The sequence below is a fragment of the Streptomyces anulatus genome (assembly GCF_000721175.1).
Classification (GTDB): domain Bacteria; phylum Actinomycetota; class Actinomycetes; order Streptomycetales; family Streptomycetaceae; genus Streptomyces; species Streptomyces anulatus_C.
This window is the reverse complement of the sequence record NZ_JOEZ01000045.1, coordinates 14201-39943: the sequence shown is the minus strand read 5'-3', so window position 1 is coordinate 39943 and position 25743 is coordinate 14201. Positions and strand designations below refer to the sequence as shown.

General features: G+C 69.1%; 29 protein-coding genes. 8 read left to right on the top strand and 21 right to left on the bottom strand.

Annotation, left to right across the window (positions count from 1 at the left end):
* Nucleotide 1 precedes the first annotated feature (1 nt).
* A complete protein-coding gene (locus tag IG90_RS0135100) occupies nt 2-571 on the top strand; it encodes a hypothetical protein (RefSeq protein WP_233436173.1) in 570 nt (189 codons plus the stop codon).
* Between the two features lie 100 nt (nt 572-671).
* Here IG90_RS0135100 and IG90_RS0135095 read toward each other — a convergent pair whose 3' ends face one another.
* The 5 genes from IG90_RS0135095 to IG90_RS0135075 form a co-directional block, all read right to left on the bottom strand.
* Complete coding sequence (locus IG90_RS0135095) at nt 672-1730, bottom strand: hypothetical protein (RefSeq protein WP_030594076.1); 1059 nt, start codon at nt 1728-1730, stop codon at nt 672-674.
* A gap of 277 nt (nt 1731-2007) precedes the next feature.
* Nucleotides 2008-2490: a hypothetical protein gene (locus IG90_RS40110; protein ID WP_033894942.1), complete on the bottom strand. Its 483-nt coding sequence runs from the start codon at nt 2488-2490 to the stop codon at nt 2008-2010.
* A 30-nt stretch (nt 2491-2520) separates the two neighbouring features.
* Nucleotides 2521-2799, bottom strand: coding sequence for a hypothetical protein (locus IG90_RS0135085; RefSeq protein WP_030594074.1), 279 nt, complete (start codon nt 2797-2799; stop codon nt 2521-2523).
* Nucleotides 2800-2979: 180 nt separating this feature from the next.
* A complete protein-coding gene (locus IG90_RS0135080) occupies nt 2980-3792 on the bottom strand; it encodes a P-loop NTPase family protein (protein WP_030594072.1) in 813 nt (270 codons plus the stop codon).
* 134 nt (nt 3793-3926) lie between these two features.
* Entirely contained in the window at nt 3927-5828 is a 1902-nt protein-coding gene (locus IG90_RS0135075; RefSeq protein WP_030594070.1) for a pRL2-11, read from the bottom strand.
* A 300-nt stretch (nt 5829-6128) separates the two neighbouring features.
* Here IG90_RS0135075 and IG90_RS46415 point away from each other — a divergent pair, with 300 nt between their 5' ends.
* The gene (locus IG90_RS46415) at nt 6129-6800 is read left to right on the top strand and encodes a hypothetical protein (RefSeq protein ID WP_233436172.1); all 672 of its coding nucleotides are present in this window, start codon (nt 6129-6131) and stop codon (nt 6798-6800) included.
* Nucleotides 6801-6884: 84 nt separating this feature from the next.
* On the opposite strand, the gene IG90_RS44530 is transcribed toward IG90_RS46415, so the two are convergent.
* The 4 genes from IG90_RS44530 to IG90_RS40965 form a co-directional block, all read right to left on the bottom strand.
* Nucleotides 6885-7073, bottom strand: coding sequence for a hypothetical protein (locus tag IG90_RS44530; protein WP_030594066.1), 189 nt, complete (start codon nt 7071-7073; stop codon nt 6885-6887).
* Nucleotides 7074-7078: 5 nt separating this feature from the next.
* Complete coding sequence (locus IG90_RS0135060; protein ID WP_233436171.1) at nt 7079-7546, bottom strand: hypothetical protein; 468 nt, start codon at nt 7544-7546, stop codon at nt 7079-7081.
* 72 nt (nt 7547-7618) lie between these two features.
* Nucleotides 7619-8479, bottom strand: a complete 861-nt coding sequence (locus IG90_RS0135055) for a TIGR02391 family protein (RefSeq protein WP_030594062.1) — start codon at nt 8477-8479, stop codon at nt 7619-7621.
* A 251-nt stretch (nt 8480-8730) separates the two neighbouring features.
* A complete protein-coding gene (locus tag IG90_RS40965; protein WP_051860384.1) occupies nt 8731-9798 on the bottom strand; it encodes a hypothetical protein in 1068 nt (355 codons plus the stop codon).
* Nucleotides 9799-10190: 392 nt separating this feature from the next.
* Between IG90_RS40965 and IG90_RS46410 the strand changes: the two genes are divergently transcribed.
* Nucleotides 10191-10331 (top strand): DUF6233 domain-containing protein, encoded by a 141-nt coding sequence (locus IG90_RS46410; RefSeq protein ID WP_233436170.1) that lies wholly within the window; start codon nt 10191-10193, stop codon nt 10329-10331.
* A gap of 39 nt (nt 10332-10370) precedes the next feature.
* On the opposite strand, the gene IG90_RS0135045 is transcribed toward IG90_RS46410, so the two are convergent.
* Nucleotides 10371-10982, bottom strand: coding sequence for a hypothetical protein (locus tag IG90_RS0135045; RefSeq protein WP_030594058.1), 612 nt, complete (start codon nt 10980-10982; stop codon nt 10371-10373).
* Between the two features lie 87 nt (nt 10983-11069).
* Here IG90_RS0135045 and IG90_RS0135040 point away from each other — a divergent pair, with 87 nt between their 5' ends.
* A complete protein-coding gene (locus IG90_RS0135040) occupies nt 11070-11294 on the top strand; it encodes a hypothetical protein (RefSeq protein WP_157846380.1) in 225 nt (74 codons plus the stop codon).
* A 10-nt stretch (nt 11295-11304) separates the two neighbouring features.
* Here IG90_RS0135040 and IG90_RS0135035 read toward each other — a convergent pair whose 3' ends face one another.
* The 6 genes from IG90_RS0135035 to mobF form a co-directional block, all read right to left on the bottom strand.
* Entirely contained in the window at nt 11305-11607 is a 303-nt protein-coding gene (locus IG90_RS0135035; RefSeq protein ID WP_030594054.1) for a hypothetical protein, read from the bottom strand.
* A 109-nt stretch (nt 11608-11716) separates the two neighbouring features.
* Nucleotides 11717-12001: a hypothetical protein gene (locus IG90_RS0135030; RefSeq protein ID WP_030594052.1), complete on the bottom strand. Its 285-nt coding sequence runs from the start codon at nt 11999-12001 to the stop codon at nt 11717-11719.
* A 111-nt stretch (nt 12002-12112) separates the two neighbouring features.
* The gene (locus IG90_RS0135025) at nt 12113-13342 is read right to left on the bottom strand and encodes a replication-relaxation family protein (protein ID WP_233436169.1); all 1230 of its coding nucleotides are present in this window, start codon (nt 13340-13342) and stop codon (nt 12113-12115) included.
* Between the two features lie 457 nt (nt 13343-13799).
* Nucleotides 13800-14213: a hypothetical protein gene (locus IG90_RS40105; protein WP_030594048.1), complete on the bottom strand. Its 414-nt coding sequence runs from the start codon at nt 14211-14213 to the stop codon at nt 13800-13802.
* A gap of 811 nt (nt 14214-15024) precedes the next feature.
* Nucleotides 15025-15222, bottom strand: a complete 198-nt coding sequence (locus tag IG90_RS0135015; RefSeq protein ID WP_030594046.1) for a hypothetical protein — start codon at nt 15220-15222, stop codon at nt 15025-15027.
* A gap of 140 nt (nt 15223-15362) precedes the next feature.
* The gene (gene mobF, locus IG90_RS42925; RefSeq protein ID WP_030594044.1) at nt 15363-17312 is read right to left on the bottom strand and encodes a MobF family relaxase; all 1950 of its coding nucleotides are present in this window, start codon (nt 17310-17312) and stop codon (nt 15363-15365) included.
* A 360-nt stretch (nt 17313-17672) separates the two neighbouring features.
* On the opposite strand from mobF, the gene IG90_RS0135005 reads away from it, so the two are divergent.
* Both IG90_RS0135005 and IG90_RS40960 read left to right on the top strand, forming a co-directional pair.
* Entirely contained in the window at nt 17673-17978 is a 306-nt protein-coding gene (locus IG90_RS0135005) for a hypothetical protein (protein WP_030594042.1), read from the top strand.
* A 211-nt stretch (nt 17979-18189) separates the two neighbouring features.
* Nucleotides 18190-18903 (top strand): hypothetical protein, encoded by a 714-nt coding sequence (locus IG90_RS40960; RefSeq protein ID WP_051860383.1) that lies wholly within the window; start codon nt 18190-18192, stop codon nt 18901-18903.
* Nucleotides 18904-19010: 107 nt separating this feature from the next.
* On the opposite strand, the gene IG90_RS0134995 is transcribed toward IG90_RS40960, so the two are convergent.
* Together IG90_RS0134995 and IG90_RS0134990 are read right to left on the bottom strand one after the other, a co-directional pair.
* Nucleotides 19011-20063, bottom strand: a complete 1053-nt coding sequence (locus IG90_RS0134995) for a hypothetical protein (RefSeq protein WP_051860382.1) — start codon at nt 20061-20063, stop codon at nt 19011-19013.
* 334 nt (nt 20064-20397) lie between these two features.
* Nucleotides 20398-21291: a PIN domain-containing protein gene (locus IG90_RS0134990; RefSeq protein WP_030594036.1), complete on the bottom strand. Its 894-nt coding sequence runs from the start codon at nt 21289-21291 to the stop codon at nt 20398-20400.
* Nucleotides 21292-21436: 145 nt separating this feature from the next.
* Between IG90_RS0134990 and IG90_RS0134985 the strand changes: the two genes are divergently transcribed.
* Together IG90_RS0134985 and IG90_RS0134980 are read left to right on the top strand one after the other, a co-directional pair.
* Nucleotides 21437-22591, top strand: a complete 1155-nt coding sequence (locus IG90_RS0134985) for a ParA family protein (RefSeq protein ID WP_030594034.1) — start codon at nt 21437-21439, stop codon at nt 22589-22591.
* Nucleotides 22588-23787, top strand: coding sequence for a ParB/RepB/Spo0J family partition protein (locus tag IG90_RS0134980; RefSeq protein ID WP_030594032.1), 1200 nt, complete (start codon nt 22588-22590; stop codon nt 23785-23787). The genes IG90_RS0134985 and IG90_RS0134980 overlap by 4 nt, the downstream gene beginning before the upstream one ends.
* A 368-nt stretch (nt 23788-24155) precedes the next feature.
* Here IG90_RS0134980 and IG90_RS0134975 read toward each other — a convergent pair whose 3' ends face one another.
* Genes IG90_RS0134975 through IG90_RS40095 form a run of 3 tightly spaced genes read right to left on the bottom strand, consistent with a single transcriptional unit; the run spans nt 24156 to nt 25740 of the window.
* On the bottom strand, nt 24156-24830 hold the full coding sequence (locus tag IG90_RS0134975; protein WP_030594030.1) for a hypothetical protein: 675 nt from the start codon (nt 24828-24830) through the stop codon (nt 24156-24158).
* On the bottom strand, nt 24827-25348 hold the full coding sequence (locus IG90_RS0134970) for a nucleoside 2-deoxyribosyltransferase domain-containing protein (protein WP_051860381.1): 522 nt from the start codon (nt 25346-25348) through the stop codon (nt 24827-24829). Before IG90_RS0134970 ends, IG90_RS0134975 begins: the two co-directional genes overlap by 4 nt.
* The gene (locus IG90_RS40095) at nt 25345-25740 is read right to left on the bottom strand and encodes an HIT family protein (protein WP_078585513.1); all 396 of its coding nucleotides are present in this window, start codon (nt 25738-25740) and stop codon (nt 25345-25347) included. Before IG90_RS40095 ends, IG90_RS0134970 begins: the two co-directional genes overlap by 4 nt.
* Nucleotides 25741-25743: the final 3 nt, after the last annotated feature.

The window sequence follows — 25743 nt, the reverse complement described above, 5'->3', positions numbered from 1 at the left end:
CATGAACACCACCCCGATGCCTGAGCCGCTGCGCCGGGCGATCCACCAGCTGGTCTCCGAGGGCGTGCAGAACTGCCAGGAGGTGCTGCGGTACACCGAGCCCGACCAGGCGCACACCTGGAAGCGGATGACGCTGTACCGCGCCACGGACGCGGCCGACACCATGAACTTCGTGGCCATGTTGATCGCGGCGTACTGCGAGCGCACCGGTATGGCTCCCGAGACGCTGCAGAGCTACCTCCAGGTCGGTCAGCAGGAGCTCCGTTCCGCCGGACCGCAGGAGGAAAGCCGCGCGCACGTAGCGGGCCTGCTGGGCGAGGCGCTCTCGTACGAGGCGATGCGAGCGTCGACGAACCGTGAGGAGCACCGCGAAGGCCAGCTCGAGGCTGAGCGGGCGCAGCGTCCGGAGGACGACCCGCAGAGGCTGTTCACCGAGGCGGTCCTGCACGGGCTGAAGGCGCGGCTGTGCGAGGACGTCGACTCGCTGGACAGCTATCTGCCGCCGCAGGTGGCCTTGATGGCTCGCCGGGTGGCGGAAGTTCTCGAAGTGCCGGAGCTGGCCGCGACGTAGTGCCTGGGGCGCGGCGTCGTTGACCCGTCTGAACCCGTAAGTGGGGCCCCGGGAAGTCATGACTGATTCCCCGGGGCCCGTGGTGGTGTGGAACCGCCGGCTACATGAGCGTGGTGAGTGCCTGCTCAGCCATCTGGATGCCCTGCGTGGCCGCCATGGTGGAGGCGCCCTCCAGGAGCTTGTCCTTGAGCTGGGTGGCGAACTGGCGCAGGCGGCCCTGCTCGGGGTTGTCGGAGGTCGCCTCATCGTGGAGGTCCTGGGCGACGCGCTCCAGTTCCACGCGGTCCGCCTCGGGCAGGCCCAGGATGGGGCTGACCTGGCCGATGTATCCGGCGAGCTGGACGAAGAGCGTGGGGTCGATGCCGTCGGTGTTGTTCTGGGTGAAGTGCTGCTGCTCGCCGATGATGACGCCCTTGGCGTTCGGCAGGTAGTTGTTGTACGTGGTGCCGGTGCGGGGCTGGTTGATGTGGTCCTGCACGCTTCCTCCGGTCAGGGCGCAGCTGGCGCCCTGGGGTGTGATGGCGACGGTGACGGGTTCGGTGTCGAGGTATTCGACCAGCTCGTACTGCGTCAGGTGGGCGAGCGCTTCGTCCAGCTCGGTCTCGGTGATCTCGGATCCGGCGAAGTAGGCGGCGTGCGTGGTGAGGAACAGCTCCGGGGTCACGGGTGCCTGGTCGGCCGCGGTGTCGAACAGCCACCGGTGGAAGGCGTCCATGGTGTATCGGAGGCGGGCGGCTCGGTCCAGACGGAGCTTCTTCATCCGGTGGATCGCGGCGCGGCCGGCGTCGGTGAGATGGACCTCGGGCGGCCCTCCCCAGTTCCGCAGGACCTTGACGAGATCGCGCTGCTCCAGCTCGAAGGCGAGCACCGAAGGGTCCTCGTCAGGCAGTTGTGCTTCTGCGAGGAACTGGCTCACGTTGATGTAGTGCGGATTCTGTTGTGCCCGCACGTCCAGCCACAGCAGCAGCCGGGCCAGGAGCCCGCTGCCCTCAATCGCCTCGCCGCCGGGGCCCGCGCTGACGCTGGCAGTGGCATTCAGCTGGGCAGACACACGAAGAGGGTTTTGCCGTTGAGCGCGCTCCAGGCTCTTGTTGGACTCCTTGACGAAGTTCTTCGCCCACTTGTCCAGCTCGCGCTTGTTGATGCCGTTGCGGGCCACGTTGCCCTCCTGTCTCAGGTACCTCAGCCAAGGGTACGGACCGGGTCCGACAGTGGGTCTTTTGTTTTCCAGTACGCCGTGGGGGTGCCCGTCGTGGGGGTGGGCGCCTCCCCCGGCGGGGGCCCGGCCTGAAGTCAGCGCTCGGTGTCCTCCGGGCCGATGAGCGGGTTGACGACGTTCGCGTCGGCTATCCAGATCCTGCCTCGTGGATGTCTCCCTGCCGCTTGTTGAGGGCCGGACGGGTGCGGATCTGGGCACAACATTTCAGGCGCCGGGCCTATGCGATGGCGTGATCCAGGAGGTCCCACATCCGGGACAGTTCGCCGGTCGTGATGGCGGTGCCGGGGTCTTCCGCGAGCAGCCGTGCCGCCCCCGTGATCAGGGAGGCGACCGCCACGAGCCGGATCTGCTGGTCCGCGGTGAGCCACCGCGCGTCCTGGACCGCGCACGGCACGGCCGCCAGCGCGCTGCGGGTCTCTTCATCGATGCCGCCCGTGCCGTCGACCATCACGCCGTCGGGTTCCATGCGGTCGCAGTCCTGTGGGTCCAGGGAGGCCGTCGCCGTCTCGATCGTCTCCGGCAGGTCCCTGAGGAGCCAGGTGCCGACCGGGCCGGGGGCAGAGGCCTGGGGCAGGGAGCGGATCCATTCCGCCGTACGGCGGCCGGCTGCTGCGGCCGCGGCGAGTGCTTCTTCCTCGCCGTCCCACGGCTGGTAGGGAACATCGTCGGTGGGCCCGGCGGGCAGGTGCGTGATCGTCACGCCGGGCTAACCGACTTATCTCCTCTCAGGTCACCGTGCGCCCGCCGTCTCCTCCGGGCCGGGGTCGCGCAGCGGGTTGGGGTGGGGGCAGTCCCAGCACCGCACCGTTTCGGGGAGGTTCTCGAATCGTGTGCCGGAGACGCCGAAGGAGCCGTCGATGCGGAAGCCTCCGCAGTTCTGGCACGGGGTGGCGTGGAAGGGTTTGTCGCAGCGGAAGCAGGTGCCTTCCGCGCTGGTGGGGTCAAGGCGGGTAACTCGGGTGTCTGCGCTGCCGCATCGGACGCAGAACACTTCCTGGGTGGTTTCCATGGTTCTGGTGTACAGCAGGTTCGGCGCTTCATTCCCCCTGCTCCGGTCCGGCCGTGTCGCAGGCGGTCGCGGAACGCGTGACCGGCGGGGAGCTCCACTGTTGTTGAACCGTGCGAACCCGACCGGGCCCCGGGGGTGTCGTGGCGATCCCCCGGGGCCCGTGGTGTTTCGGTCGTTCGGTCAGGCGGTGGGGTCGTCCGGGTCGGTAAGCCAGGTGACGACGTCGGCGTCGGTCATCCGGATCGCCTGTGTCTCGTCGACCTCGCCGTGCTGGATGACGTGGAAGTGGCCCTGCTGGGGGTGGCGCTGCTTGGGGGCGGGTCCGGCGTCCGGGGCGAGGACCTGCCAGGTGTCGGTCGTGAACCGCGCCAGGATCACCGTGGCGAACAGTTCGCGGGCCGCGCCCTTGAGGACGGTGGCCTGGGGGCGTCCGTCGAAGATGACGTGGACGCGGGCCGCGCGCCCGACCCAGAGCGCTTGCTCCAGGGCGGCGATGGCCGGTGACGTCTTCGGGTCGTCCTTCTGCCGGAAGGTCTCCCAGTAGCGGGCGAGGCGGGGCAGCGTGGCGTTGGCTTCGTCGATGGCGACGATCAGGCGGGGCACGGTGTCCAGGTCGCCGTCGAGGTCGAGGCGGCGCTCCAGCTCGGTGGCGAGGTGGACCAGGGCGTCGTGGATGCCGGCGATGTTGCCGCGGTGGGTGACGGTCGGCAGGGCCTTCGCCCACAGGTGGGAGATCCGCTTGGTGTCCAGGACCAGGGCGTGGGCGCCCTGGTGGAGGAACTGGGCGGTCAGGGAGCGCAGCATGGTGGTGCTGCCGCCGCCGCTGGCGGTGCAGACCAGGACGTGCGGGGATTCGCCGTCCAGGTCGACGGCGATGGCCTGTCCGGTGGTGCTGATGCCGATGAGGGCGGTTCCCTCGGGCATGACCTCTATCTGCTGGCGCAGGTCCGGGTCGGCGAAGCTGAGCATCGTGAGCAGCGCGGTCTTCTTCATGGGGCGGTGTTCCATTCTGTGTGGTGCCGGGGAGAGCCCGGGGTTCTTCCGGGTCCTGGGGATCGTGTCGGTGAAAGCGGACAGGTCCGGATCGAGGGGCGGGTCAGATTTCTGACCCGCCGTGGTCCCGGGGGTCAGTCGAGGTCGGTGGTGCCGGTGGGGGCGCGGGGCCGGTTGCGGGCCCACCTCTTGAGGTCGTGGACGCTGTAGAGGAGTTCGGTGCCGCGCTTGGCGGCCGAGGTGGGGAAGGTCGGGTCATTGGCGCGGGCGAAGCGCAGCGCGGCCAGGGTGATGCCGGGCAGGTGGTGCTCGGCGGCTTGGCGCAGTCCCACCGCCTGGTCGTCGTCATCAGGTGCCGGATCCGCGGGCGGCGTCGCCGGGACGGTGAAGGGCTCGGCGGCCAGGGCCGGGTCGGGGGCGATCGGCGGCAGGGAAGCGTCGCTGCTCCAGACGTCGGGGGGCGGGGAGTCGGCGGGCGGGGCAGGCTTGTGGAACACGGGTGGACCAGGCTGTTCGGGGAGGCCCGGGTGCTGCGGTTCGGCCGCGGTCGTCTTGCCTGTGCTGGCCCATTCGTGGGCTTCGGCCTCGGTGAAGAACAGCACCTGCGTCTCGGTGGCGCTGCCGCCGGTGACGACCTGGGCGCGGCCGGCGTGCTTGGTGGACTTCGGGGCGGGGTGGACCTCGGGGGCGAGCATCCGCCAGGCGTTGACGCTGTAGCGGGCGAGGATGCGGGTGGAGAACTGCTCGCGGACCTCCGGGCCCCCCAGTGCGCGGGCGGTGGCCGACTGGGCGACCAGGAGGACGTGCATGCGCAGCTGGCGGCCCATGTAGAGGATCTCGTTGAGGGCGTCGACGGCCGGGGAGACCTTCGGGTCGCCGGACTCGCGGATCTTCTCCCAGTAGCGGGCCAGCTGCTTCATCGTCGCGTTGACCTCTTCGAGGAGGATCAGCAGCCGGGGGCCGATGGCCTTCGGGTCGGCGCCGATACCGAGGTCGTCGGCGACCTGGGTGCGGCGCCGGCCTTCCCTGCCGAGGGCGATGAGCTGGTCGTGGATGTCGGCGACGTCGGCGCAGTAGGTGACGCCGGGCAGGCCGCGCGCCCAGAGGTGGGAGATCCGCTTGGTGTCCAGGACGAACACGCGTGAGCCGTGGTGGAGCATCTGGCACGCGATGCACCGCAGGACCACCGACTTGCCGCCACCCGTACTGGCGTTGACGAGGATGTGCGGGGATTCGGCGTCCAGGTCGACGGAGACGATCCGCCCGCCGGCCCCGAACCCGATGATCGGCGCGGACTCCTTGGCCTTGGCCACCAGGTCCCGCATCTTGGGGTCCTTGAAGAGGGCCGTGGCCGGGGGCTTGCGGGTCTTCTTCACCAGCACGTACGGCTTGCGGCCCTCCGGGTGCCAGGAGAACGTGACGCCCTGGAGGGCGAGTTTCTGGGTGATGAGGTCGGCCACCACGTCGCGGGAGAACCCGAGCCGGGTGGGCAGGTCGATGCGTATCTGCGCGTCGTCGTCGGAGAAGTTCTTCGGGATGTGGAGGTAGCGGCGCGGGTCGGTCTGCTCCGCCAGACCCAGCGGCTGATGCAGGGCCTCATGCAGCGGGCCCACCCACTCGCGCATCAGCTCCCGGCGCTCACGGGTCAGGACCATGTACGTCGCGGTGCCCACCGTGAGGACGGAGGCCGCGGCAATCCCGCCGGGCTCCAGCGTCGCGAGCGCCGTCTCCCGGTTCTCCCACAACTCCTGGAGCGTTTCGCGGGTGGCGTCCAGGTCCCGGGTGGTCAGGTAGCCGCTCTCCGCGACACCGCCACCGAGAGCGAGCCGGAAAGACAACCGGCGCCACCCCGGCTTGTAGGAGCGGCGGCGGACCTTGCCCTCCACCTTCGGCAGGACCCGGGTACCCGACCGCCAGAACGTCGCATCCGTACGGCGGACCCCGTCCAGGTCCCGGCCGGCCAGCACCCGGGCGATCCCGCGCGCGAGGGAATCGGCGGACTCATCCACCTGCTTGTCGAACTTCGTCTGCGCCATGGCCGTGCCCTTTCGGTCTGCGTCCCGGCACCTCACACCCGGAAGCGGACACCGACCGTAGAAGCTCCGCCCTGTGCATAAGTTCTGGCGATTGGCGAGCCCTGAGCTGCAGATCTGTGGACGGCGGCCCCGCAAGGAGCAGGGCGACGGCCACGGCGAATGCCTGTCCGTGGTGGCCGTTCGGTGCGTGTGCATCGCACACCGACTCCTGCCCTGCCGACGTGCTCCTCGCTTACTGCCGCCCCAACCTGTCCGAAACTTTAATTGTCGCATCAGACTTACGTGCCGTATAGTTTCAGCATGGTTGATATGTGGGAGCTCGACAGCGAGTCCTTCGAGGCGCAGGTCGCCTTCCGGGCGCAGGTGCGTGATCTGGTGTGGAACGAGACGAGGCGGCGCGTGAGCTTCCTGGGTCTCAGCGAAGACGGGGGACCTACCAGCCCGAATGCGCTCGCCCCTGCATCTGCGGCCGCCAAGGTGTTGCACCTCGCTTACCTGGAGGTCGCCACGGAAGCCGGTATCTCCGCGCGGGAGCTGGCCAACGACGCCGCGACCCGTGCGGGCCGGGCTGCTGCTTCCTACGCGGAGCTGGGCGAAGCGGCCGGGATCACCCGGCAAGCCGCCCGCAAGCGGTGGCCGGAGGCTGTCGGCACCCACTGGGCTCTCTACCTCCTGACCGGCAAGCGCCACCCGCACGGCAGGTCCGTCCAGGTGTTCCGCAGCAGCAGTAAGGCAATCGAGGCCGGGCGCACCGCCGTGGACGAAGGCGGCCTCACCGACGACGGTGCGGTGGCGGCCGTCGTCATCAACTCCGGCCGCCAGGCCGTATGGGCCTGCTACTTCAACGACGGCACGTACGCACCGGAAGAAATCACCCTGCCCGAGGACCTGGAGTCCGTACCGGCCCCCGGCGAGGGTGAGCACGGCGACTGGCAGCATCGGTGGGAGCGGCACATCACTCGCCTGCTCTGACAGCGGCAGGCCGGAACTGCCGGTCACGCGTCGGGCCCGGGCCTCCTTGTGGAGGTCCGGGCCCGACGATCTTGAGGTGCTGTCTCAGCGGGTCTCGGTGTTCCCCTGCGGCCGCACCGCCGTGGTGAAGGTGGGGTTGGTGTCGCTCTTCTTGTCGGTGCCGATCAGCGCCTGGTTGGCGAAGGCGTCGACGAAGTCCGGCTGAGGCGCCGGGGCGGGTGCGGTGGGCGCGGGGTCGGGCTGGCCGCTCCCCTGGTTCGGTTCGTTGCTCATGGTCCTCAAGTGTGCAGCAGCAGCGCGACAGTCGACAGGCAAAGGCCTGCGCCCAGCGACCAGAGGCTGACCGCCCAGTACCGGACCTTCTCCTCGTGACGTTCCTTGTTCTTCTCGAAGATGACCGCCCGGGACGCCGCCAGCTCAGCCATGACCCGCCCCTTGGGGGACCCGACGTGTGCCGCCAGCATCGGGCGGGGCTCCAGATCCTTGTGCTCCGCTACCCGGAACGTCAGCACACCCGTGACCAAGGCGATGGCGTACGCGGCGAAGGCGCAGTAGGCGAGGACCTCGTGGCGCTGGTGCGTCGCCAGGAACTGCGCGGCGGTCGCAGCAAAACCGATGAGGAAAACTGCCTTGGTGTCGATCTTCGCCAGCGATTCCGACTGCCGCGCCAGACGCGAAGTCACCTCGTTGTTGAGGAGCTCCAGGGTGTCCGTCTGCGCTTCGATTTCAGCCGGTGTCATCGTCATGCCGAGAGCCTATGAGCCGAGCGGGGGCGCCGTCCGGCTCATAGGAGGTGGGCGTGGCCAGCAAAGGCCGGGTCAGGTGCCCGCCTCCTCGCTCCGACGGATCTCGCACTGATCGAGCAGGCGGGCGAAGTAGCTGTACGCCGCGAGTCGCTCCATCCCTTCCTGTTCAGTGAGCTCATCGCGGGTGTGCGTCGTGACGTTCCTGACTGTGAGGTTCAGTCCGGTCGCAAAATGGTTGAGTGCCTTGGCCAGAGGCTCCAGCCCGCCTCGCATGCTTCTGTTCGTCTTGTCCGTGGGGTCGCCCGGCCATGCGAGTTTGGGCCTACCGTGCTCAGGCTCGCCTGGACAGAGAGTTTGCTGCCAGAACACGGTGTCGTCCACGTCGTTGCGACCCAGGCGTTTCTTCCAGTGCACGGTCAGCGCCTCCGACGCCTCGCGCACCGCGACCCGGTACTGGTGGGTCGTCCAGTGGGCAGCTGCCGCCGTCCAGATGACCTCATGGAGTTCGGAGGGGGCGAATCCTGGCGTCGCTGACTCCGCCGCTGCCTCCGCCTCGCTGATCATCATGCTCAGACGGCCCCGGACTCTGGCCGCCGTGGTGCGGACCTCCTGGGGTGTGAAGAGCGCCTTGGGGGCCGACATCAGCGACCAGTTCTCGATCGGGTCAAGGACGCCGACCCCAGCCACGGCGATCTGCGCCCCCGTGACGCTGACCGCTCGGGCAGCGGCCCCCGCAGCCTCCGCCACGTCCAGCTCGAGCCTGCGTATGACCGCCTGGTCCTGCCCGTCCTTGGGCCGGACCGTGGGGAACAGCCCGCGCGTTTGGGCGTGATCCAACTCCTCCTGGGTCTCCGTCCAACGCCCGAAGACTTCCTCGAACCGCTCCACAGCGGCCCACAGCCGCTTCAAATAGTCAGCGCTGTACGTCGTCACGCCTACCCCCTCCTCTGGATCGTGTCTGCCTGGAGCCTAGAAGGCTGCACACAGCAGCTGCTTACGGTAGGAACGTGACGCCCCCTGCCGACCGCCCGGGGCACAGGAGATCGTCGCGCGGCTGTGGAGGCGGCGGCAGCGAAACGGGCTGGGCGTCCCTCGCGGGGGCTGCCGTCGTTCCGGGACAGTTGGACCCTCTACCTCGCAGCCCGAACGTGACAAGGAATGACTCTTCTTCTCTGTGTCCTTGATCAGTCCGAAGCCAGCGCAGCGGTCAAGCAGTTGCTGCACACCAGGTCGCCGTTTCCTTCCATTTGGAAGGGCAGGGTGCAGCGGGTGCACGTGACGAGGCCGTCGAAGGGCCTCGCGCAGTTGAAGCAAAAGGAGCGCGGCTTGTCCGGCGCGTCGGCCAAGTACGCTTCGGTGAGCAGGCTGTGCCTCTGGCACTCCGGGCAAGCCTGGGCGCCCCCGTCGTCGTCAAGGAAGTCCTTCACCGACAGGCCGAGGACGCCGACCGCGTAGTCGACGAGGAGCGCCGTGTCGTACTCCCAGTGGGTGAAGCAGAGGCGGCAGTGGCTCTCATCCACTTCCGCGACCACTGCCCACATGCCGCAGGCGGGGCAGCGCAGGGTGGTGCTCTTGAAGGGCTCCAGCTCGGGAGTGAGCTGAGTCATCCGGGCGGTGGCGTAGCCCCGGATCCGGGGCACACTGGCACGGATCGTCTTCATGTCTTCGAAGTACGCATCGACATGATCGGCGTCGATCCCTCGCCACAGGTGAGTGTCGATGAAACGCATGAGGATTTCGAGGACGACGCCGGCACGGGCCTCGATCGCGGCCGCGCTAAGCGTGGCGCCGAAATGCTGGAGCTTGTTGCGCTCTTTGGAGAAGGCGGTGATCGCCCCTTTCTCCTCTGGCGAGATGGTCACTCCGTGCTGGCGCAGCCGCTTGACGGTGTCGGCGATTCCACAGCTCGCAAAGTCCCCAGTCTTGTAGCTGATCTCGTCCGCCTCCTCAGGCTTGGTAAAGACGAGTCGCCAATCGATGCCCGCGAGGCACGCCTTCAACAGCACCTCCGTCGCAGCCTGAAGGTGGAGGACGGCGAACTTGAGCGCGCGAGGCGCCGGGTCGGGGCCGTCGAGCAGGTCAATAACACTGAAGAGGTAGTCGATGCCGTTCAGGAGGGCAGGGTAAGCAAGCTCGGCCGCCGGGCCAGGGTCGCTCATCACCAACCGGATCAGTTCCTCGTTCTGTTGCCGCTCGCCGGGGAGCTTCGGGTCCTCGCCACTTCGTGCGCCCGGCAGATGGGTGCCGCTCATACCCACCCCTCTCTAACGTCTTCTCCCGCAGTTGCACGCACCGCACGATGAGCCGATGCCAAGCTCGATCGACCCGAAGTCTTGGACACGGGCACCCCCAGCCACTTCGCTCAGGCCGGAACCGTAGCAGCCGCCGATGACCACGGAAGGCCGAATTATGCACGGACGCAGTTCCGCCTCTTCATCAGTAGGACGGCAGCCTAGAGACGGCGGAGTACCGGGTTTGGGTGAGAACTCCCGACCATGTGCAGCCGGTCGACAGCGTCGACTACGACCAGGCGCGAGCACCTTCCGCCAGCGCCCCAGTCGGTGGTCCGTGAGGTCCTCGGGGAGCATCGGCCTTCGGACTGGGTGCTGGCGAAGGTACGGGAGGGGCGGGGCCCGGCCCGGGGGTGCTGCACGCGCCAGACTGCGAGGAAGCGCCGCAGGGCGCGCCGCTGCTCAGTGTGGAGCAGGCGCTGAACCTCGCGGAGAACCCGGGGACGCGGCTGTGCACGCTGTGGGGTGCGCTCACGATCTCACGCCGACGATGAGCGGCTTCGACCACATCACCGACTCCTGGCCCGCCGTGCTCAGGAAGCGGCCTCGATGGTGACTGGGACCTCCAGCGGCACGGTCCACTCGCTGCCCTTGGACCTGGCGGTGATGCTCAGGCGTACCGGCTCGTTCGCGTAGTCGCGGCGCCAGGCGTCCGCGGTGTCCGCCGACCACGACGGCGGCGTAGTGGGGGTGAGGCCGTAGCGCGTCCACTCACCGATCGTCAGCTGCTGCGGGGCGACCGTGCGGCCGGTGTCGTCGCGGCCGTCCGCGCTGAACTTCCACGGCCCCCAGATGTGGGCGCGGACCTCTTCGGGAGTCGGGGTGCCTGCGAGGTGAGGTCCATCGCCCCGGTGCGGGTTGTCGTTGCGCAGGGAAGTGGTGATCTCGATGGCGCCGTGGGACAGCAGGCCGGGCGGTCCTTCGAGGTGGACCCGCAGCATGGCGGTGGAGCGGGCCTCGTTGGCCACGACCATGCAGCGGAAGTGCGGGGTGAGATCGGCGTGCAGGCGCTGCTGCTCGATCCGGGACAGGGTCTGCGCGGCCCCGTTGGAGTTGCGCGCTGCCCTCCAGGAACCGATGGCGGCAACGGCAGCGACGACCGCGACGGACAGAGCCAGGGCCGCGATCGTGTCGGTGGTGGTCATGAGGCAGGACGCTATCGCCACCGCACGTCACAGGTCAGCGCCCTGAAGATGTGGCCATCAGCGGGGGACGTCGTCCAAAGTGGGGCGATGAGCACACTGCGACCCGGTGATATCACCGACGAAATGATCCAGGCGATGGACACCGCCAAGCGGCAGGCCCTGCAGAAAGACCTGCGCGCCCTCGCCGCGAACATCCGCGCCGACGCCGAAGGCCGCTACGACAGCGCGGAACCCGGGTGGCGGGCCGGAGTCGAGTGGACGCTGCTGTGGATCGAGAACACCGCCGGCCCGCTGACCGAAGGCAAGCCGTAGACAGCGGGCGTCAGGGTGTGTCGCCGGAGTAGTGGAAGCGGCACACCACACCCGGGCCGCCCGGCGGGCGCGGCTCGCCGGAGAGCGGGTCGTACAGTGCCCGGCCGCCGGGCCACCGCCCCAGCTCGGTCATCAGGGCGACGCCGTCCTGGATCTCCTCCGGCCGCCAGCCGGTGATGTCGAGCAGCAGGCCGTCCAGCGGCCCGCCGACGAGCACGGCGTACGTCTGGTGCGGCAGCGGGCCCGGGTTGGGGTCGTCGTGGTCGTGGCCGTACACCCGGCCGCGCAGCAGTTGCTCATCACCGGCGTTCATCCGACCAGCCTCCCAGCCACCCCGACAGCGGAAGGCCGGCGGCGACCGACAGTCCGGCCCCTCCCGCCCTGCGGGAGGGTGCAGGGGTGCCCTTCCCGCAGGGCGGGCGTCAGGCGCAGGGCAGACGGTCGGAGGCGGGCCAGTCGATGCGCACCCCGTGGCGGATCAGCGCGGTGATGCTGTCGACCTGGCACGTGGACGGCTGCTCCTCGGTGAAGCGGCGCAGTGCCCGGTAGACGCCGTCGCGCAGCTGGCCGTCGGTCATCGTGGACGCCCGCTCCTGCAGTTCGTCGAGGAGCTGCCCGGCGCGGGCCGCGCGGGACAGCGCGGCGTCGGCGAGCGGCCCTTCGGCGAAGCCGTTGCGTACGTACAGGCCGGGCTCAATGAAGGTCATGGTGACGGTCCTTTCCGCCCGGCCCCGCTGGTCTCCCGGTTGGAGACGCGGTCGCGGGACCAAGCGGGCGAGAACGTAGAGCACCGAGTTCGTTAGCGTCGCGTCCTGCGCCTACCGGCGGCGGCCGAACAGGCCGCGGTTCTTCTTCGCCTCCGCTTCGGCCGCCTCCCGGGCGGCGGCTTCCTCCGCCCGGCGTTCCGCGGCTTGTTCCGCCTTCTCCTGTTGATGGTGTTCGGTCAGGCACGGCCCGCACAGCTCGTTGAACTGCTCAGCCCGGTACTGCCGGACCATTTGCCACCGGACGTCGGTGAACTTCGCTCCGCAGCGCCTGCACACGGGCCGCTGCGCCTCACGTGCCGCGGCTTCACGCTCCTTCTGGCGCTCGCGGGACTGCTCCGCCTGCACCACGTACAGCCGGTCACCGTCGGGGTTGTCCAGGGCCTCCGTCAGCGTCTGCCACTTCTCGCGCCCGAGCCTGCGCCACACCTTCCCCGCCGCCCCCTTCGGATCGGCCGTGATCCGCTCCAACTCGGTGACGACCACGGGCAGCGCCTGGTGGTAGTCGACGGCCGTGATGTCACCGCCCGCGTACTTGGCGCCGGCGAAGTAGGAACGAGCGGCCTGCTCCAGCCGTCGCATCCTGCTGGCCCGCTGCGCCTTGGTCTTACCGGTGAACACGAACGCGAGGGGCACATAGCCCTCGCGGCCGGTCGCCGGGTAGATCCGCGACCACAGCCGGAAGTCATGCACCGTCGCCCCGTCGCGCCGGGCCGCGTGCGCCTTGGCCTTGTCGGCCTTCGGCACCAGGAGCTCAAACCATTCGGTGTAGCGGCGCACCTTGGCCACCAGGACGTCGACGGGCTCGTTCACGCGGTCGACCTCCAGGAGCATCGCGGGCACGTCGACGTCCGGGGCGCGCATCGTCAGGTCGGCGTACTGGGTGTACCCGTACGGGAGGCGGTGGGCGATCTCGGTCTGCCAGGACAGCGGTGTGCCGTACCCGGCCCCGGTGAGGACGGCTGCGGTCATCGTGACGGCGGCCGCGTGTTCGTCGAAGCCCTCGCCGGTGACCGGCTCCCCGTCGTCGTCGAACTCGAGCTTGCGCAGCGCGGAGACCCGCACGGTTCCCGGCAGCAGCTGCTTGGCTTCCTTGTGTCCTCGCTCGGTAAGCACCCACAGCTGGTGGTTCGACTCCAGCCGCGTCTCCACCCGGACCTTCCCGTCGCCCTTGAGGGCGTTGAGGGTGTCCCTCGTGATCCGGTCGTGGCTGTCTCCGGGGCGCAGCATCCGCCACAGGTGTTCAGCGGTAGCCCTCTGGAAGATCCCGAGAGCCTTCAGCACTTCCTTCTTTCGGGTGTGGGTTGGCTTCCATGTCTGTTTAGAAGACTTAGACGGGTTGTCGAACGCGACGCGAGCCCTGTTCCGCCGGGGCTGACCTGCGGATACACGTCGGGCGGGCGAAGAGTGCGTGGAGGGGGTGATGGAGGGGCCCGTGGAGGGGGCCTGCGGGACCTGGTCGACGTCGCCGGCGGGCGCCTGGTGGCCGGTGTCGTGCGGTTCGCGGGCGGGGTCGGGCATGAAGTCAGCGGGCACGGTGTCCTCGCATTTCTCCGGCCGGCTGGCCGGGACGGTGAGCGTCCGGCCCGCACGCCGATGCGCGCACGAGCCGAAGCCACCGTCGGAAAGACCCCCTTGTCCGCTGTCTGACGCTCAGCACCGATCGGCGTCTTCTATGCCCCAGAAACGCCTTGCCCTTGGCGATTTATCCGTGACCGACGCCACATCTTCCGGCTGGAGTTCAGCGGGCGGGCCGGGTGCTGGACGGCGAGGATCCACGCCGCCAGTCCGAGGGCTTCTGGCCGCGGAATGTCTCGCCGCTCTCGATGCGGGCCTTGTTCCGGGCGAACTCGCGCTCGGCTGCCGACAGTTTCCTGGGCGCGCAGCCGGGGTGTCCCCAGCCGTCGGTCACCTTCGTGATGATCTCGCCCTTGGCGTAGCCCTTGAAGCAGGCCGGGCAGGTGCCCGGGTACGCGGCCCGTACCGAACCGCGCGGCAGCGGCACCGTCTTCTTCGCCGCCGGCTTCCCGCCGCCCGTCTTCTTCTTCGCCGCCTGCGCCCGCTTGATCGCCTCGCGCTCCGCCTTGCCGGGCCGCTTCTTCGGCTGCTGCCCGCGTGCCGCCTTGGCGGCCTTCTGTGCCGGGGTCTGTCCCACGCGCGGATCGTAGAGGCCGGGCCGTGCGGTGGGCGGCACGCGCCACGCGCACCGGAGGTCCCAGGCGGTGGCATGGGAGTGCGGACCGGCGCGCGCACGGTGCGTTGAGTTGCGCGCGATGTAACGCACTCCCCCACCCAGAGGAGCGCACCGAGTGGACTCCACCCGCTCTGGTGCGCTTCGCGATGGCCTCCACTCTCCACTCGATGCGGACGATGTCGTGCGCTTCCACCCGGTGGAACGCACCGCGCACGGCATCATTCGCGCCGCGCACCGCTCCTACGGACGGTGACGGTGAGCGGCGTGCCGGGAGGGAGAGATCTCCCCTCCGCCACCGTGCATCGTGGGCTCGGTGCGTGCCGCCCGCGAAGGGGTAGCGGACGTGGTCAAGGAGAAACGTCGAAGATCGCTCGGGAACTCGTAGCTGGACAAGGGTTGCTTTCCACCCGATGGGCTGGGTGGAATCCGGCGGCGGACCTGGTCAAGGGGTCCGCATCGAGTGCACCGCATCCGATTCGCCGTCACCCTCTGTGCACGCATCCGGTGGAGCGAGCGGGAGTGGCGGCCACTCCGACGCGCGCCGGTGGAGCGTGCGGTGCGGCGGTGCGGTGGGTGGGAGTGCACGGCATCGTCGGCGGGCGCACCGGTGCGCCCGATGCACCGCACCGAGCGCACCGGATGCCGGGCTGTTCCGCACTCCCCCACCGGGTGGAGCGCACCAAGTGGGCCACCCGATGCGCTCCACCGTGGTCTCCACTCCCCCGGCCAACGATCCACTCACAGGGCGCGCGGTGAACTCCACCGTGGCCACTCATCCCCGGCGGCGGCCCCGTGCGGTGCGCCACGGGCTCGGCCGGCCGCCGGGGTACTGCCGTGAGCGGGAACGGCGCTGGACGGCTGGTGGCTTCGGTACCGGGTAGAGCGCCGCGTGCAGCCGGGCCGCCTCGGCGAGCTGCTCCAGACGCTCACGCTGCGCCGGTGACAGGTGCGGCAGCGTCGGGGCAACCATGAGGTCTCCGTGCTCGAAGGGAGCGGTCCCCCTCACCCTCGCTGCTCCTGCGTGGTCTCGGCGGTGGCGGACCGGTTGCGTCCCGGCGTCTGGCCCGGTGACTTCGCCGCCCGTCCCGCCCGACGGGCCCAGGCGGGCTGTCACGGCTGGAGGCCCTGGCCCTGGCCGGGCTGCTGGTGCTGCTGCTCGTGCTCCTGGCGGCGCTGGTCGGCCGGTCCGGGCGGATCGGCGGCGGCCGGGAGCTCCCGCTCCTCGATGGCGCGGCGGCGGGCGTTGGCCTCTCGGGTGAAGGCCGCGAACCGTTCCAGGTTCTCCGGTGTGCGCGCCCACGTCTCCGGGTCGGTCGTACGGCCCTCCGGGTCCTGCGGTGTGCGCGACGTCGCCGGGGCGGCCGTACGGCCCTCCAGGTACTCCTCGGGCATCGCGGCCTGCTGGTGGGTGTGGATGGCGGCGGCCCGCTGCGCCGGGGTGAGCGCGGCATCCCGGGCCGTGAGGTCGACGGCGTGCGGCGCGTCCGACGTCTGGTCGTGCTGGTGGTCGCCGGAGTGCGCGGCGGCCGTCGCGGCCGGGGCGTCGTCCTGTGCGGCGGGTGCGGGGCGGGCGGCGCGGATCGCGTTCTGGACGGCGAGGCTGGCGACCCGGGCCCGCTCGTACCGGCTCGACTCCCGGGGCGGCTTGCCGTCGGTCCCGGCGATCCACCACCGGTCGGGCTCGGCGAAGTCGGCGGTGTAGAAGAGCTGGTCGGCGGCCGGGGTCCGGCGGCCGGGCTGGACGACGGTGGACTGACGGCCGTGGGCGGCCAGGGCACGGTCTGCGATGTAGTCGTCCAGGCCGCGGCTGAACTCCTGGCCGCGCAGAGTCTCCAGCAGATGCCGGCGGGCTTCGGCCAGGACATGGCGGCGGGCGAACTTACCTCGGACGGTGAAGACGACCGCCGCGACGTCAACGGCGGCGAGTACGGCGTCCACGTGCGGATCGACCCGGGCCCGGATCGCCGCTCCCGCCGTACGGCAGCGCTCAAGGAGCCCGTCGACCATCTGCCGGCCGAACTTGAGGAGCGCGGACGCCTTCCACCAGGCGAGCAGCTGCTCCAGGGGGCGCGAGGTCTTCTTCTCGGGGCGGGTGTCCTGCGCCGCCCACCACCCGAGACCGTGCCGGGCCTTCTCGCCGGGCAGCCGCCCGTGCTCCTGAACGTAGGTGTAGGTGAGGCCCTCCAGGACGTCCTCGATCCGCTGGCGGCGAGTGGAGGACCAGCCGATGAGCTCGGAGTCGACACCGGCTATCTCCATCACCGGGCGCAGGCCCGGCGTCACTTCCCTGGGGGCCGTTGCCAGTCCCAGCTCCTCGCACACCTCCGTCGTCATCGTCAGGGTGTAGAGCGTTCCGGCGGCCACCACATGCCGGTAGAGGCGGCGGGTGTCCAGGGCGCCCCACACCGGCTCGCCGTCAGCGTCCCTGCGCTGCACGCGGTTCAGGATCAGGCAGTGGTCGTGCAGGAGCGGGAATCCGTCCCGGTTGTCGTAGTGCCGGAACGCGGCGACCACGAGGGCCGGGGTCTTCGCGCGGCCGCGGCCCGAGGACCACCGAGTCTCCGCTACCTCGTCCTCGAGCCAGCGCAGCGCCTGGGCGACGGCCCGCTCGTGCGCCCGCTCGATGACCCGCCGCGTGTGAGCATCTCCCAGCGCCCACAGCACGATCAGGGACGCCTGCGGCCGGTAGCTGAAGTCGAGAGCGAGCAGGGGGATCTGCTTGCGGGCCTCGATCTCCTCGATCGGCTGCCCGAGCACGGTGGCCAGCCGTGCCGTGGCCGGGTCGGCTCCGTCGTCCAGGAGGCCACGCTCGATCCGGTCGGCGTCCGGGTGCCGGCCCTGCCCGAACAGCAGCTCCAGCTGCCGCTCGGACACCTCCGCGCCCTCGGTCAGCCCGAGGCCGGACAGGCCGCGTCCCCACCACCTCCCGGGCGGGAGACCGGCCACCGCCTGGGCGTCCTTCAACGACTGGCCCACCGGACGGCGACCGTCCCCGTACGCCACCCCGCGCACGTAGTACCGCCACGCGTTCCGCCTCTGCACCTTCGCAACACTCAGCATCCCCACAGAGGACACCGGCTCTGACCTGCACAAAAGACCGATCCCGTGGGGCGGGAGAGTTCACCGGAACCTCACGGCCGATCCCCTACGGCGGGCACTCGCGGCGACGTCGTGCCCGCCCGGCGGACACCACCAAGGCCATGTAAATGCTGCGCGGTACCCAGTCACACACACCTCACACGCCCCGAAGTTCGACAGCAGACGCCTCTACCGCCACAACACGTACACCTACGCACCGCTCCCCCACCCAACTGCCAAGAACGCCGCGCACTGCACCACGTCACCGACTCCCTTCACGACGAGTAGGCCACCCATCGCCCCCGGCAGCCCCGGGGGCTTCGTGCTTCCTGGAGGACCGACGTGCCGACCTACGAGACCACGACCCGCTTCACCACCGACCTGGACCGCCTCACCCCAGAACAACGCCACCGTTTCCGCCGCACCGTGACAGCCTTCGTCGACGACCTGCGCACCGGAGGACGCTTCCGCACCGGCCTCCGCATCAAGCGCGTCCAACGCGCATCAGGCATCTACGAGCTCACCTGGTCCATGGGCACTGGACCCGCAGGACGCGCTACCTGGCAATACGGGCCTGCACTCCGCCCCAACACCCCCCACGTGATCTGGCGCCGCATCGGCACTCACGACATCCTCACCGGGCCCTGATCCGGATGGCGCGGCGTGCGAATCCGCACGCGAGCGTTCGGGCCGAATCGAGCGGGAGCGCTTGCGTTGAAGTACCTCGCCCCTGCGATGAGCCCACGCGCCAGCGGCCCACCACTCAGTGGTTGGTGGGCCGCTGTGGCCGTCGAGCCGGACCAGCCGCGATCATGGAGTGCCAGCATCACGCGGACTGGCCGTACTCGTTGGGCGGGACATGAAACTCTCCACCACCCTCCTGGAACCGCTGGCCGAAAGCGCGGTTGTCGCCGCGTGTGCTCTTGCCGACGCCTCCGGTCCTGACCGGTGGAGCGACGGCGCCGTTGAGGACGCGGCCACGGCGTTGGAGGTGCTCGCTGGAGCGCTGTCCGAGCTCAGCCCGGAGGCCGCAGAGCTCTTGGAGGTCATTCCGGCCGCCGTCGCCGCGCTTCGTGAACGCGTCGAGTCCACGCCGGACGCAGCCGCACCGCCCCGCTTGACCGAGCGCACAGAGGAGCACCCGGCGGTGCTGAGCACTGGCCTGCGGCGGGCTCTGGCCGCGCACAACCTCGCCGGGCACCGGGTCCACCAGCTCGGCCCCGCCCTGCTGACCGTCACTCTGGACGCAGCCCGCGCCCAGGCCCTCGCCGTACTCCTCGCCGCACGCCGCGAACTCCCCCGCCAGGCACCCGCCGCCGAAGACGAACCCCGATGGGGCGCCGGGCCGGCAGAGACGGCTGCGGCCGCGCTCGCGGTGGCTCTGGCCGCCTACGGGCCGGGGACGTACGCCCGGGTTCTCGCCTCCGGGCACGTAACCGCAGGGCTCACCTTGACGGCTGCCCGGCAGGTAACGGACGCGCTGAATACTCGCCCGCCCCCCTCCGGCCCGGCGTCGCGGCCACAGCGCCGCGGGCTCGGGCACGGGTGGAAGGGAATCGACGCCGGACGCTGACCCGGTGGAACGCGGAAAGGCCCGGCCACCCCGAGGGGTGGCCGGGCCCCACGCCGTTTCCATTGGAAACGGCGCTCAGCTGCGATCGGGGAATCCGATACTGGACGTCAGCTTCGGTAGTCGGCAGCTGGCTCGAGTGCGGGTAGCACTGACCAGCGAGCCTCAGTGCCGTGGGACAGGGCTTGATCGATACGTCGTTCGATGCCTTCCGCGATCTTCCGATGCTCAGGCGCGCACAAATGGAGCTGCAGCTCGGGGTAGTTGAAGGTCTGGAAGCGCAGCTCGATCAGGCCCGTGCGGATTTCGTCGTCCAAGCGGATGCAGGTGTCTTTCTGCTCTGCGTAGATCGCGTCGAGGTGGCGCGCGGGGGCGACCGGCAAGCCGAACTCGGGGTCAGTGAGTGCAGCCACCAGTGGTTCCCTGCGGTACGGGATGCCGCTCCGGTGGATGATGTCGATGCACCAGCGCACGGGGCCCAGTCCTTCGTACCCGTTGATGCCGAGTCCTTTGTATCCGGTGACCGCGTCAGCTGGGGTGGTCGTTTGGAAGATCCCCAGGCGCCGCAGCAAGCCGCTGCTACACCAGGCACCGGCTTGCCAGTACTGATTCCAGCTTCCTGTGTTCCATCGCTGCTCGAAAGCAAGTTCTTCGTCTGACCACTGCTGAGGTCCGCGCCACAGTGGACGCCATCCCATGTCGGACAGGTGACCCAAAGCAGAGAGTTCATGCCGCTTCCAGGCCCCTGACGGCACGCCCGTCAGCCAGGCGGAGGTCCGGCGTCCTGCGACATGGATCTCGATGCCGCGCTGGGTGTACTTCCGGATCCGCAGCCCTGGCATGCAGTGGACTTCGCCGTCGGGTTCGTACGACGGCAGGATCCGGCTGAGCAGCCGGCCTGCACGCTGGTCGCTCTCCACCACCAGCTCGATGGTGGTCGGCTGCGGCTGCACCCGGCGGATTCCGAAGGCGAACTCCGTGAAGTCTGTGTGCGATTCGAGTACCTCGTGGAAGAGGTCGGCTTCGAAGTGACGCTGCTCATCGCCTTCTGCGGGCGGGATGGGCGGCTGGTTAGGTCGCAGGGAGGAGCGCGCCTGGGTGTAGGTCTCGTTCGTGTAGAGGGTGCGGCGTTTTGTGTGCTTGCTGATTCGGTCACGGCGCATGAGGAGGTCCTGTTTCCCCGTACCGTCGGCCCTGCGGTACGGCGAGACGAAGCCGCTACCGGAGTCATGCGTGTGCGTGCACTGCCGTGGTGTGAAGCTGGCCTCCTTTACCCCCTCTTGGGACGCTCGAATGGGCCGAGAGCAGTCCAGGGGGCCCGGCCCAACCACGGCCGTTGGACAGAGCTTAGCCAGTGACCGCCGTGTTGGGTGCCACCGTCACCCGTTCGTGTACGCGCCCTGATCGCGGCGAGGCGCGTACATGTCGCCACCGTGGTCTCGTGAGCAGTGCTCGCCACCGCAGCCCCACCCAGTGGCAGATGCTCAGACATCGATCTCACACGGCGTCGGGGCCTTCGACGTAGGGGAGGCCCACCGCCGCAAGTTTGGTCTGCAGGTTGATGTCGCTGGTCGCGGCGTACAGCTTGGAGCCAGGGTGGGCGGACTGCAGCAAGAGCGCTGAGGCGATGAAGCGGTCGTCAGGGACGTCCAGGTCCAGCCAGGTGGGGAGGCCTTCTCCGCGGGGTTCGGTGTGCTCGAAGACGGCATAGACGTCGCCGGCGATGCGGGCGCCTTTACGGACGTCCCCGTTGTCGCGCATTGCCTTCAGCCTCCGGTTTGCCCTTTGCGCTGCCTCCCGGCCCTCCAGGCGGTTGTGGCCGCGCTTGAGGTCGTCGATCTCGCGTAGCACAACAGGCAGGAGGTGAACCATGTAGCGCGGGCTGCCCAGCGCGTCCCGGTAGACCGTGACGTCGGGGTCGTCGATCAAGCAGTTGGTGTCGACGACCACGCGCACCGCCCAGTCGTCCTGTGGCAGCAGCTGTACCAGCTCACGCAGCGCCGTCAGCGAGTTCTTCAACTGCGTCACCGCCTCCGGGATGTCCTGGGGTGCACGGTGCTTCACCCGGCCCTCGCGGACCAGCCAGTCCTCCAGCAGTCGGAGTCCGTCGTCCATGCCTCGCTGCACAGCTGGTGTGGGGTGAGGAAAGAGCAGCCGGAACCGCGGAGCCCAGTCGCGTACCTGCCGCAGAAGTTCCATCCGGCTGGCCTCAACTTCGGGCGTGCTCGGCACCCACGACCACGGATGTCCGAAGATCTGTACCGCCCCCAGGTCCATTTGCCGTTCACGCACCTGCGAGTTGCTCAGGACGGTGGCGTAGGCGGATTCGATGGCGGCCAGCTCGGACAGCAGTTGGTCGACGTAGGTGGGCGGCGGGGACTTCTTCGGCATCTGCTGATGGTCCTCCCTTGAGCTGGTGAGGGCCATCGCTTCGCTTGAAGTCGTAGGCGAGCTTCTTCCTGGGTGCTGCGGCCATCGCCGGTTCCTGACGAGTGTTGCTCGATCGGACCCGCACATGGGTGAGTAAGGTATCCGCATGACCGCCCCATACAGTCCCGATGATCGGGAAAAGGTAGTTGCTAAGCTCCCAGCCCCACTGCGGCAAGAACTGAAGGTCCGAGCCGCAGAGTTGGGCGTGGACATCAAGGATGCCGTCACGGAAGGCGTCCATGCCTGGCGTAGCGCAGACACGCCTCGCCCTCAAGTCGATACGTCGGGCGGCGGTTCGTTCGCTACGTACCTCCCGACGGGCTTGTACGGGGAGTTCAAGGACGTCTGCAAGACCCGGGGTATCCCGTTCAACCAGGGCATCGCCCAGTCGATCCGGCTGTGGCTCGACAGCCACCCTTCGCCCCGTCGTGTCCCCCGCACAACCGGTGCGAGGCGTCTCGTGTTCGGGAACCAGAAGGGTGGTGTCGGCAAGACGGCGACGTCAGCCGGCGTGGCGGAGGCTCTCGCGGAGATCGGCCAGCGCGTCCTGCTCGTCGACTTCGACCCCCAGTGCCACCTGACTAAGCAGCTTGGCTACGAGATGCTCGCCATCGATGAGCCCAGTCTGGCCAAGCACATGCTGGGCGAGGGAAAGGGCGCGCTGCGTGACCTGCTGGTGCCGATAGAGGAGGGTGCTTTCGGCGGCCGGCTATTCCTTCTGCCTGGGTGCAAGGACGCGTTCCTGCTCGATGCGAAGCTGGCGACGACACGTCATGTCCGTATCAAGGAGATCGCCCTGGAGAAGGCGCTGGAGCCCTTGGAGAGCGAGTTCGACTTCATCGTCATCGACTGCCCGCCCAGCCTGGGCTACTCCATGGACACGGCCCTCTACTACGCCCGTACGCGGGGCGGTGAGGAACCCAGTGCGTCAGGCGTGGTGATCCCGGTGTTGGCAGAGGACAGCTCGGCTGACGCCTACGACATGCTGTACGACCAGATCGAGGATCTCTCGGAGGACCTGGACGTGGCCATCACCAAGTTGGGGTTCGTCGTCAACATGTACGACAGCCGCAAGGGCTTCATCGCTACGTCATCCCTCGAAAGCTGGAAGGGCATCGGTGATCCGCCGGTTCTGGCGGTGGTCCCTGAACGGAAGGAGCAGCGTGAGGCCAACCGTCTCAAAGCTCCGCTGCTGTCCTCGGCGCCGGAGTGTGAGCAGTCTGAGGCGATGCGCGCCGTTGCTCGGGCGGTGAAGGGATGAAGGCCGCAGACCGCCTGGGGAATGGGTCGTCGTTCAACAAGGTGCCGCGTGGTCGGAGTGACCGAGGGCGGGCCAAGGCTGTTGCGCAGGGCGATGTGCCGACCTACGAGCTGGTGCGGCTCCGCCTGAGCGAGGTGACGCCCACTCCCCTGAACCCTCGCCGGAATTTCGGTACGGACGATCAGAAGGCCCGGTTCGGTGAGGAGCTGCGGGCTGTGCAGCTCGCAGCGTGTGTCGCTGTGTCGCGCGATGCGTACCTGTCTCTGTGGCCCGAGCACGCTGATCACGTCGGCGTGGCCGACTACGTGCTCGTTAACGGGGAGCGCCGCTACCGCAGTGCGGATCACGTGGGGCTCGAGGCGCTCGATTTCGTCGTGCGGAACGACCTCGCCTCGTCGAGGGAAGACTTCGTCGATTTCCTCCTCAAGGAGAATCTCGACCGGGAGGACTTCGATCTCGTTGAACGGGCTCGTGGTGTCCAAGCTTTGGTAGAGGTCTGCGCTGGGGAGGGCGATGCCGGCGCCCAGACTCGGGCGGCTGAGCGGCTGGGTAAGTCCAAGGCCTGGGTGACCAACCAGCTGGCCCTGCTCACCCTGCCTGAAGGCATTCAGGAGAAGCTCAGTGCTGGCGTCCTGCCCGAAAGAGAAGGCCGTCTGCTGGCTCGTCACCTCAAGGCATACCCGGGGTTGAGCATCTCTGCCCTCATGGAGTACCTGGCCTCGCACCGGGAGGCGGAAGCAAAGAAGCGGGACGAAGAGAAGAAGCTGTTGCGGGCAGCCAAGAGCGGAGGCGTGTTGACCGCGGTCAACACGGAGACCGTCGGCGAGGGTGGCCCCGCGAATGGGCAGCCATCAGTGTTGACCGCGGTCAACACGTCGGAGCCGTTGGCAGAACCCGCGAAGCCAGACGAGGAGACGCCCGAGGTGTTGACCGTGGTCAACACCTCCGCTCCCCCGCCGGTGCCCGAGCGGAAGGGGTCGGCCGACTCGGGCTCCGCAGTCTCCGAACCGCCCGCTCAGTCGTCCGTACCGTCCCAGGGCCGCTCGGCGCAGCACACCGGGGAGGCTGAGGAGTACGCGCAGGTCCTTATGAAGGAGCTCGGGGAGACTCCGGCAGCTCAAGCGGCAACGATCGCTTCGGCTCTCTCTGCGACCGAACTGACTGCCTTGATCGAGGCGCTTCGAGAGCACGTCTAGCGGACGACGTGACCCGTACATCATGGGCCTGGTCATGACAGGCACCACGGTGTGTTGACCGCGGTCAACAAGTCCACGTGCGTTGACCGCGGTCAACAAGCTCATGGTGGCGGCCGGAAAACGGATCGCAGGTACGGCTGCTGCTGTTCCGAGGATCTCGTGGACGCTGAGGTCGTCGGCTGACGTATGCGGAAAGCGTGTCGGAAATTTCGCACACCAGGCACCGCAGGGGCTGCAGCCACCTGGGTGCCGTTCAGAGAGGTTCTGGAGCCGCACGGAAACGCAAGAAGGCCCGTACCCCGCCACAGCTTTCGCGGCGGGGTACGGGCCTTCAGAGTGAGCATCGGGGCGCCTGAGCGGTCACCCGTTCACTCCGCGACGGCGGCGTTCAGGAGCGCGACGACATCGGTCTCGTACGGGTCGGTGAACAACTGGTGGTCGCTCACGTTGAACGGCCCGAACCTCATAGTGACGCGGAACCCGGGCGCGAGGGTGGTCTCCCGTCCGTCCAGTGCGGCGGTGAGCCGGTCGCCGTCCTGCTGGGCGTGGCGGGTCTGGGTGTACGGGCCGAGGCGCAGCAGGGTGTGGCCGTCGAGGCTGCCGTCGCGCCGGCGGGCCTCGATGTAGAGGGCGTAGTGGGCGGGTTCCATGCCGATGTCGTCGGGGAGGTCCAGTCCCGCCGCCGCGTGGGTGAGCGGCGTGTAGGCGGAGTTCCAGACTCCGAGGATCTTGGTTGTTTCGCAGCGCAGCCACCCCAGCTTCCGGTAGCGGGCACCGTAGGGCGCGTACGGGCCTCCCGAGTTCTCGAGGGAGACGGCGATGAGGTCGGGGCCGTGGTCGTCACCGGGCCGGGTGCGCGCCCGCTCGATGAACGGCCCGACCCTCACGGCGAGGGCCTGATAGCGGCCGGGGGTCCAGGGCTCCGGGTCGCGCACGGCGGCGATGGCCGCGAGGTTAGCGCGGAACGTGTCGAGGGCGGCTTGGTCCTGGGGAGTAAGGGGGCCGGGGGCGTGGCCGCAGCGGCGGAAGGAGGGGAGTTTCATCGGGCGGTCTCCTGCTCGGGGCGGATTACCGGGGTGGTTGCTGTAACCAGTGCGAGGGCCGCCGCCACGGTGTCGGTCAGGGTCTCGCACACCGGGACGCCGTGGCGGTGGGCCACGTAGATCAGGTACCGGTTGCGCTCGGGGTTGGGGCAGTCGGGCGGGCAGCCGAGGATCGCCCGCCCCGTCGTGGCGTCCAGCCCGAATTCCACGTTCGTGGTCATGCCCGGCAGGGTGCGCAGGTCGCGGGGAATCCAGAACAGGATCGCCGTCGCCTCCGCGCGGGCGGCGGTCTCCCAGTCGACCTGGGTCTCGTACCGGTCGGCGCGTTCGCCGTGTCGGGATTCGGGGCTCAGAACGGTCAGCGGTGTCTGGCCCGTCCACTGCTCGGCCAGGAGTCGGGTGGCTTCCGGCCGCCAGGACGGGGCCGGGGTGCTCTTGTCGGGGGTGGGTCCGGCCAGGAACACCGTGGGGCCGGCGGGGATGGGCTCGCGGGCCATGACGAGGCGAACGGCGCTCATCGGGTCCCTCCGGCTCGAGTGGTGGCACAGGCGGTGCAGGCGGCGGGCTTCGTCCAGGGGAGTAGCAGGCCGTCCTTCTTGGCCCGGGGAACGATGTGCCAGTGCAGGTGGAACACCGTCTGCGTGGCGTCCGGCCCGACGTTGGTGATGAGGTTCAGGTCAGCGCCGGTCTCGGCCGCGTACTGGGCGGCGCGGCGCACGGTGTCGGCGGTGATCTCCGGGTCCTCGATGGCGTCCGCGACGTGGGTGCGCGGGATGACGAGGGTGTGCCCGTCGTTGACGCCGCCGCGCGGCTTGATGGCTAGTGCGTCGTCCCACTCGCGCAGGATCGTGGCGGGCGCCCGCTCGGAGACGATGGCGCAGAAGACACAGTTCGGGTCAGAGGTTGTCACGGT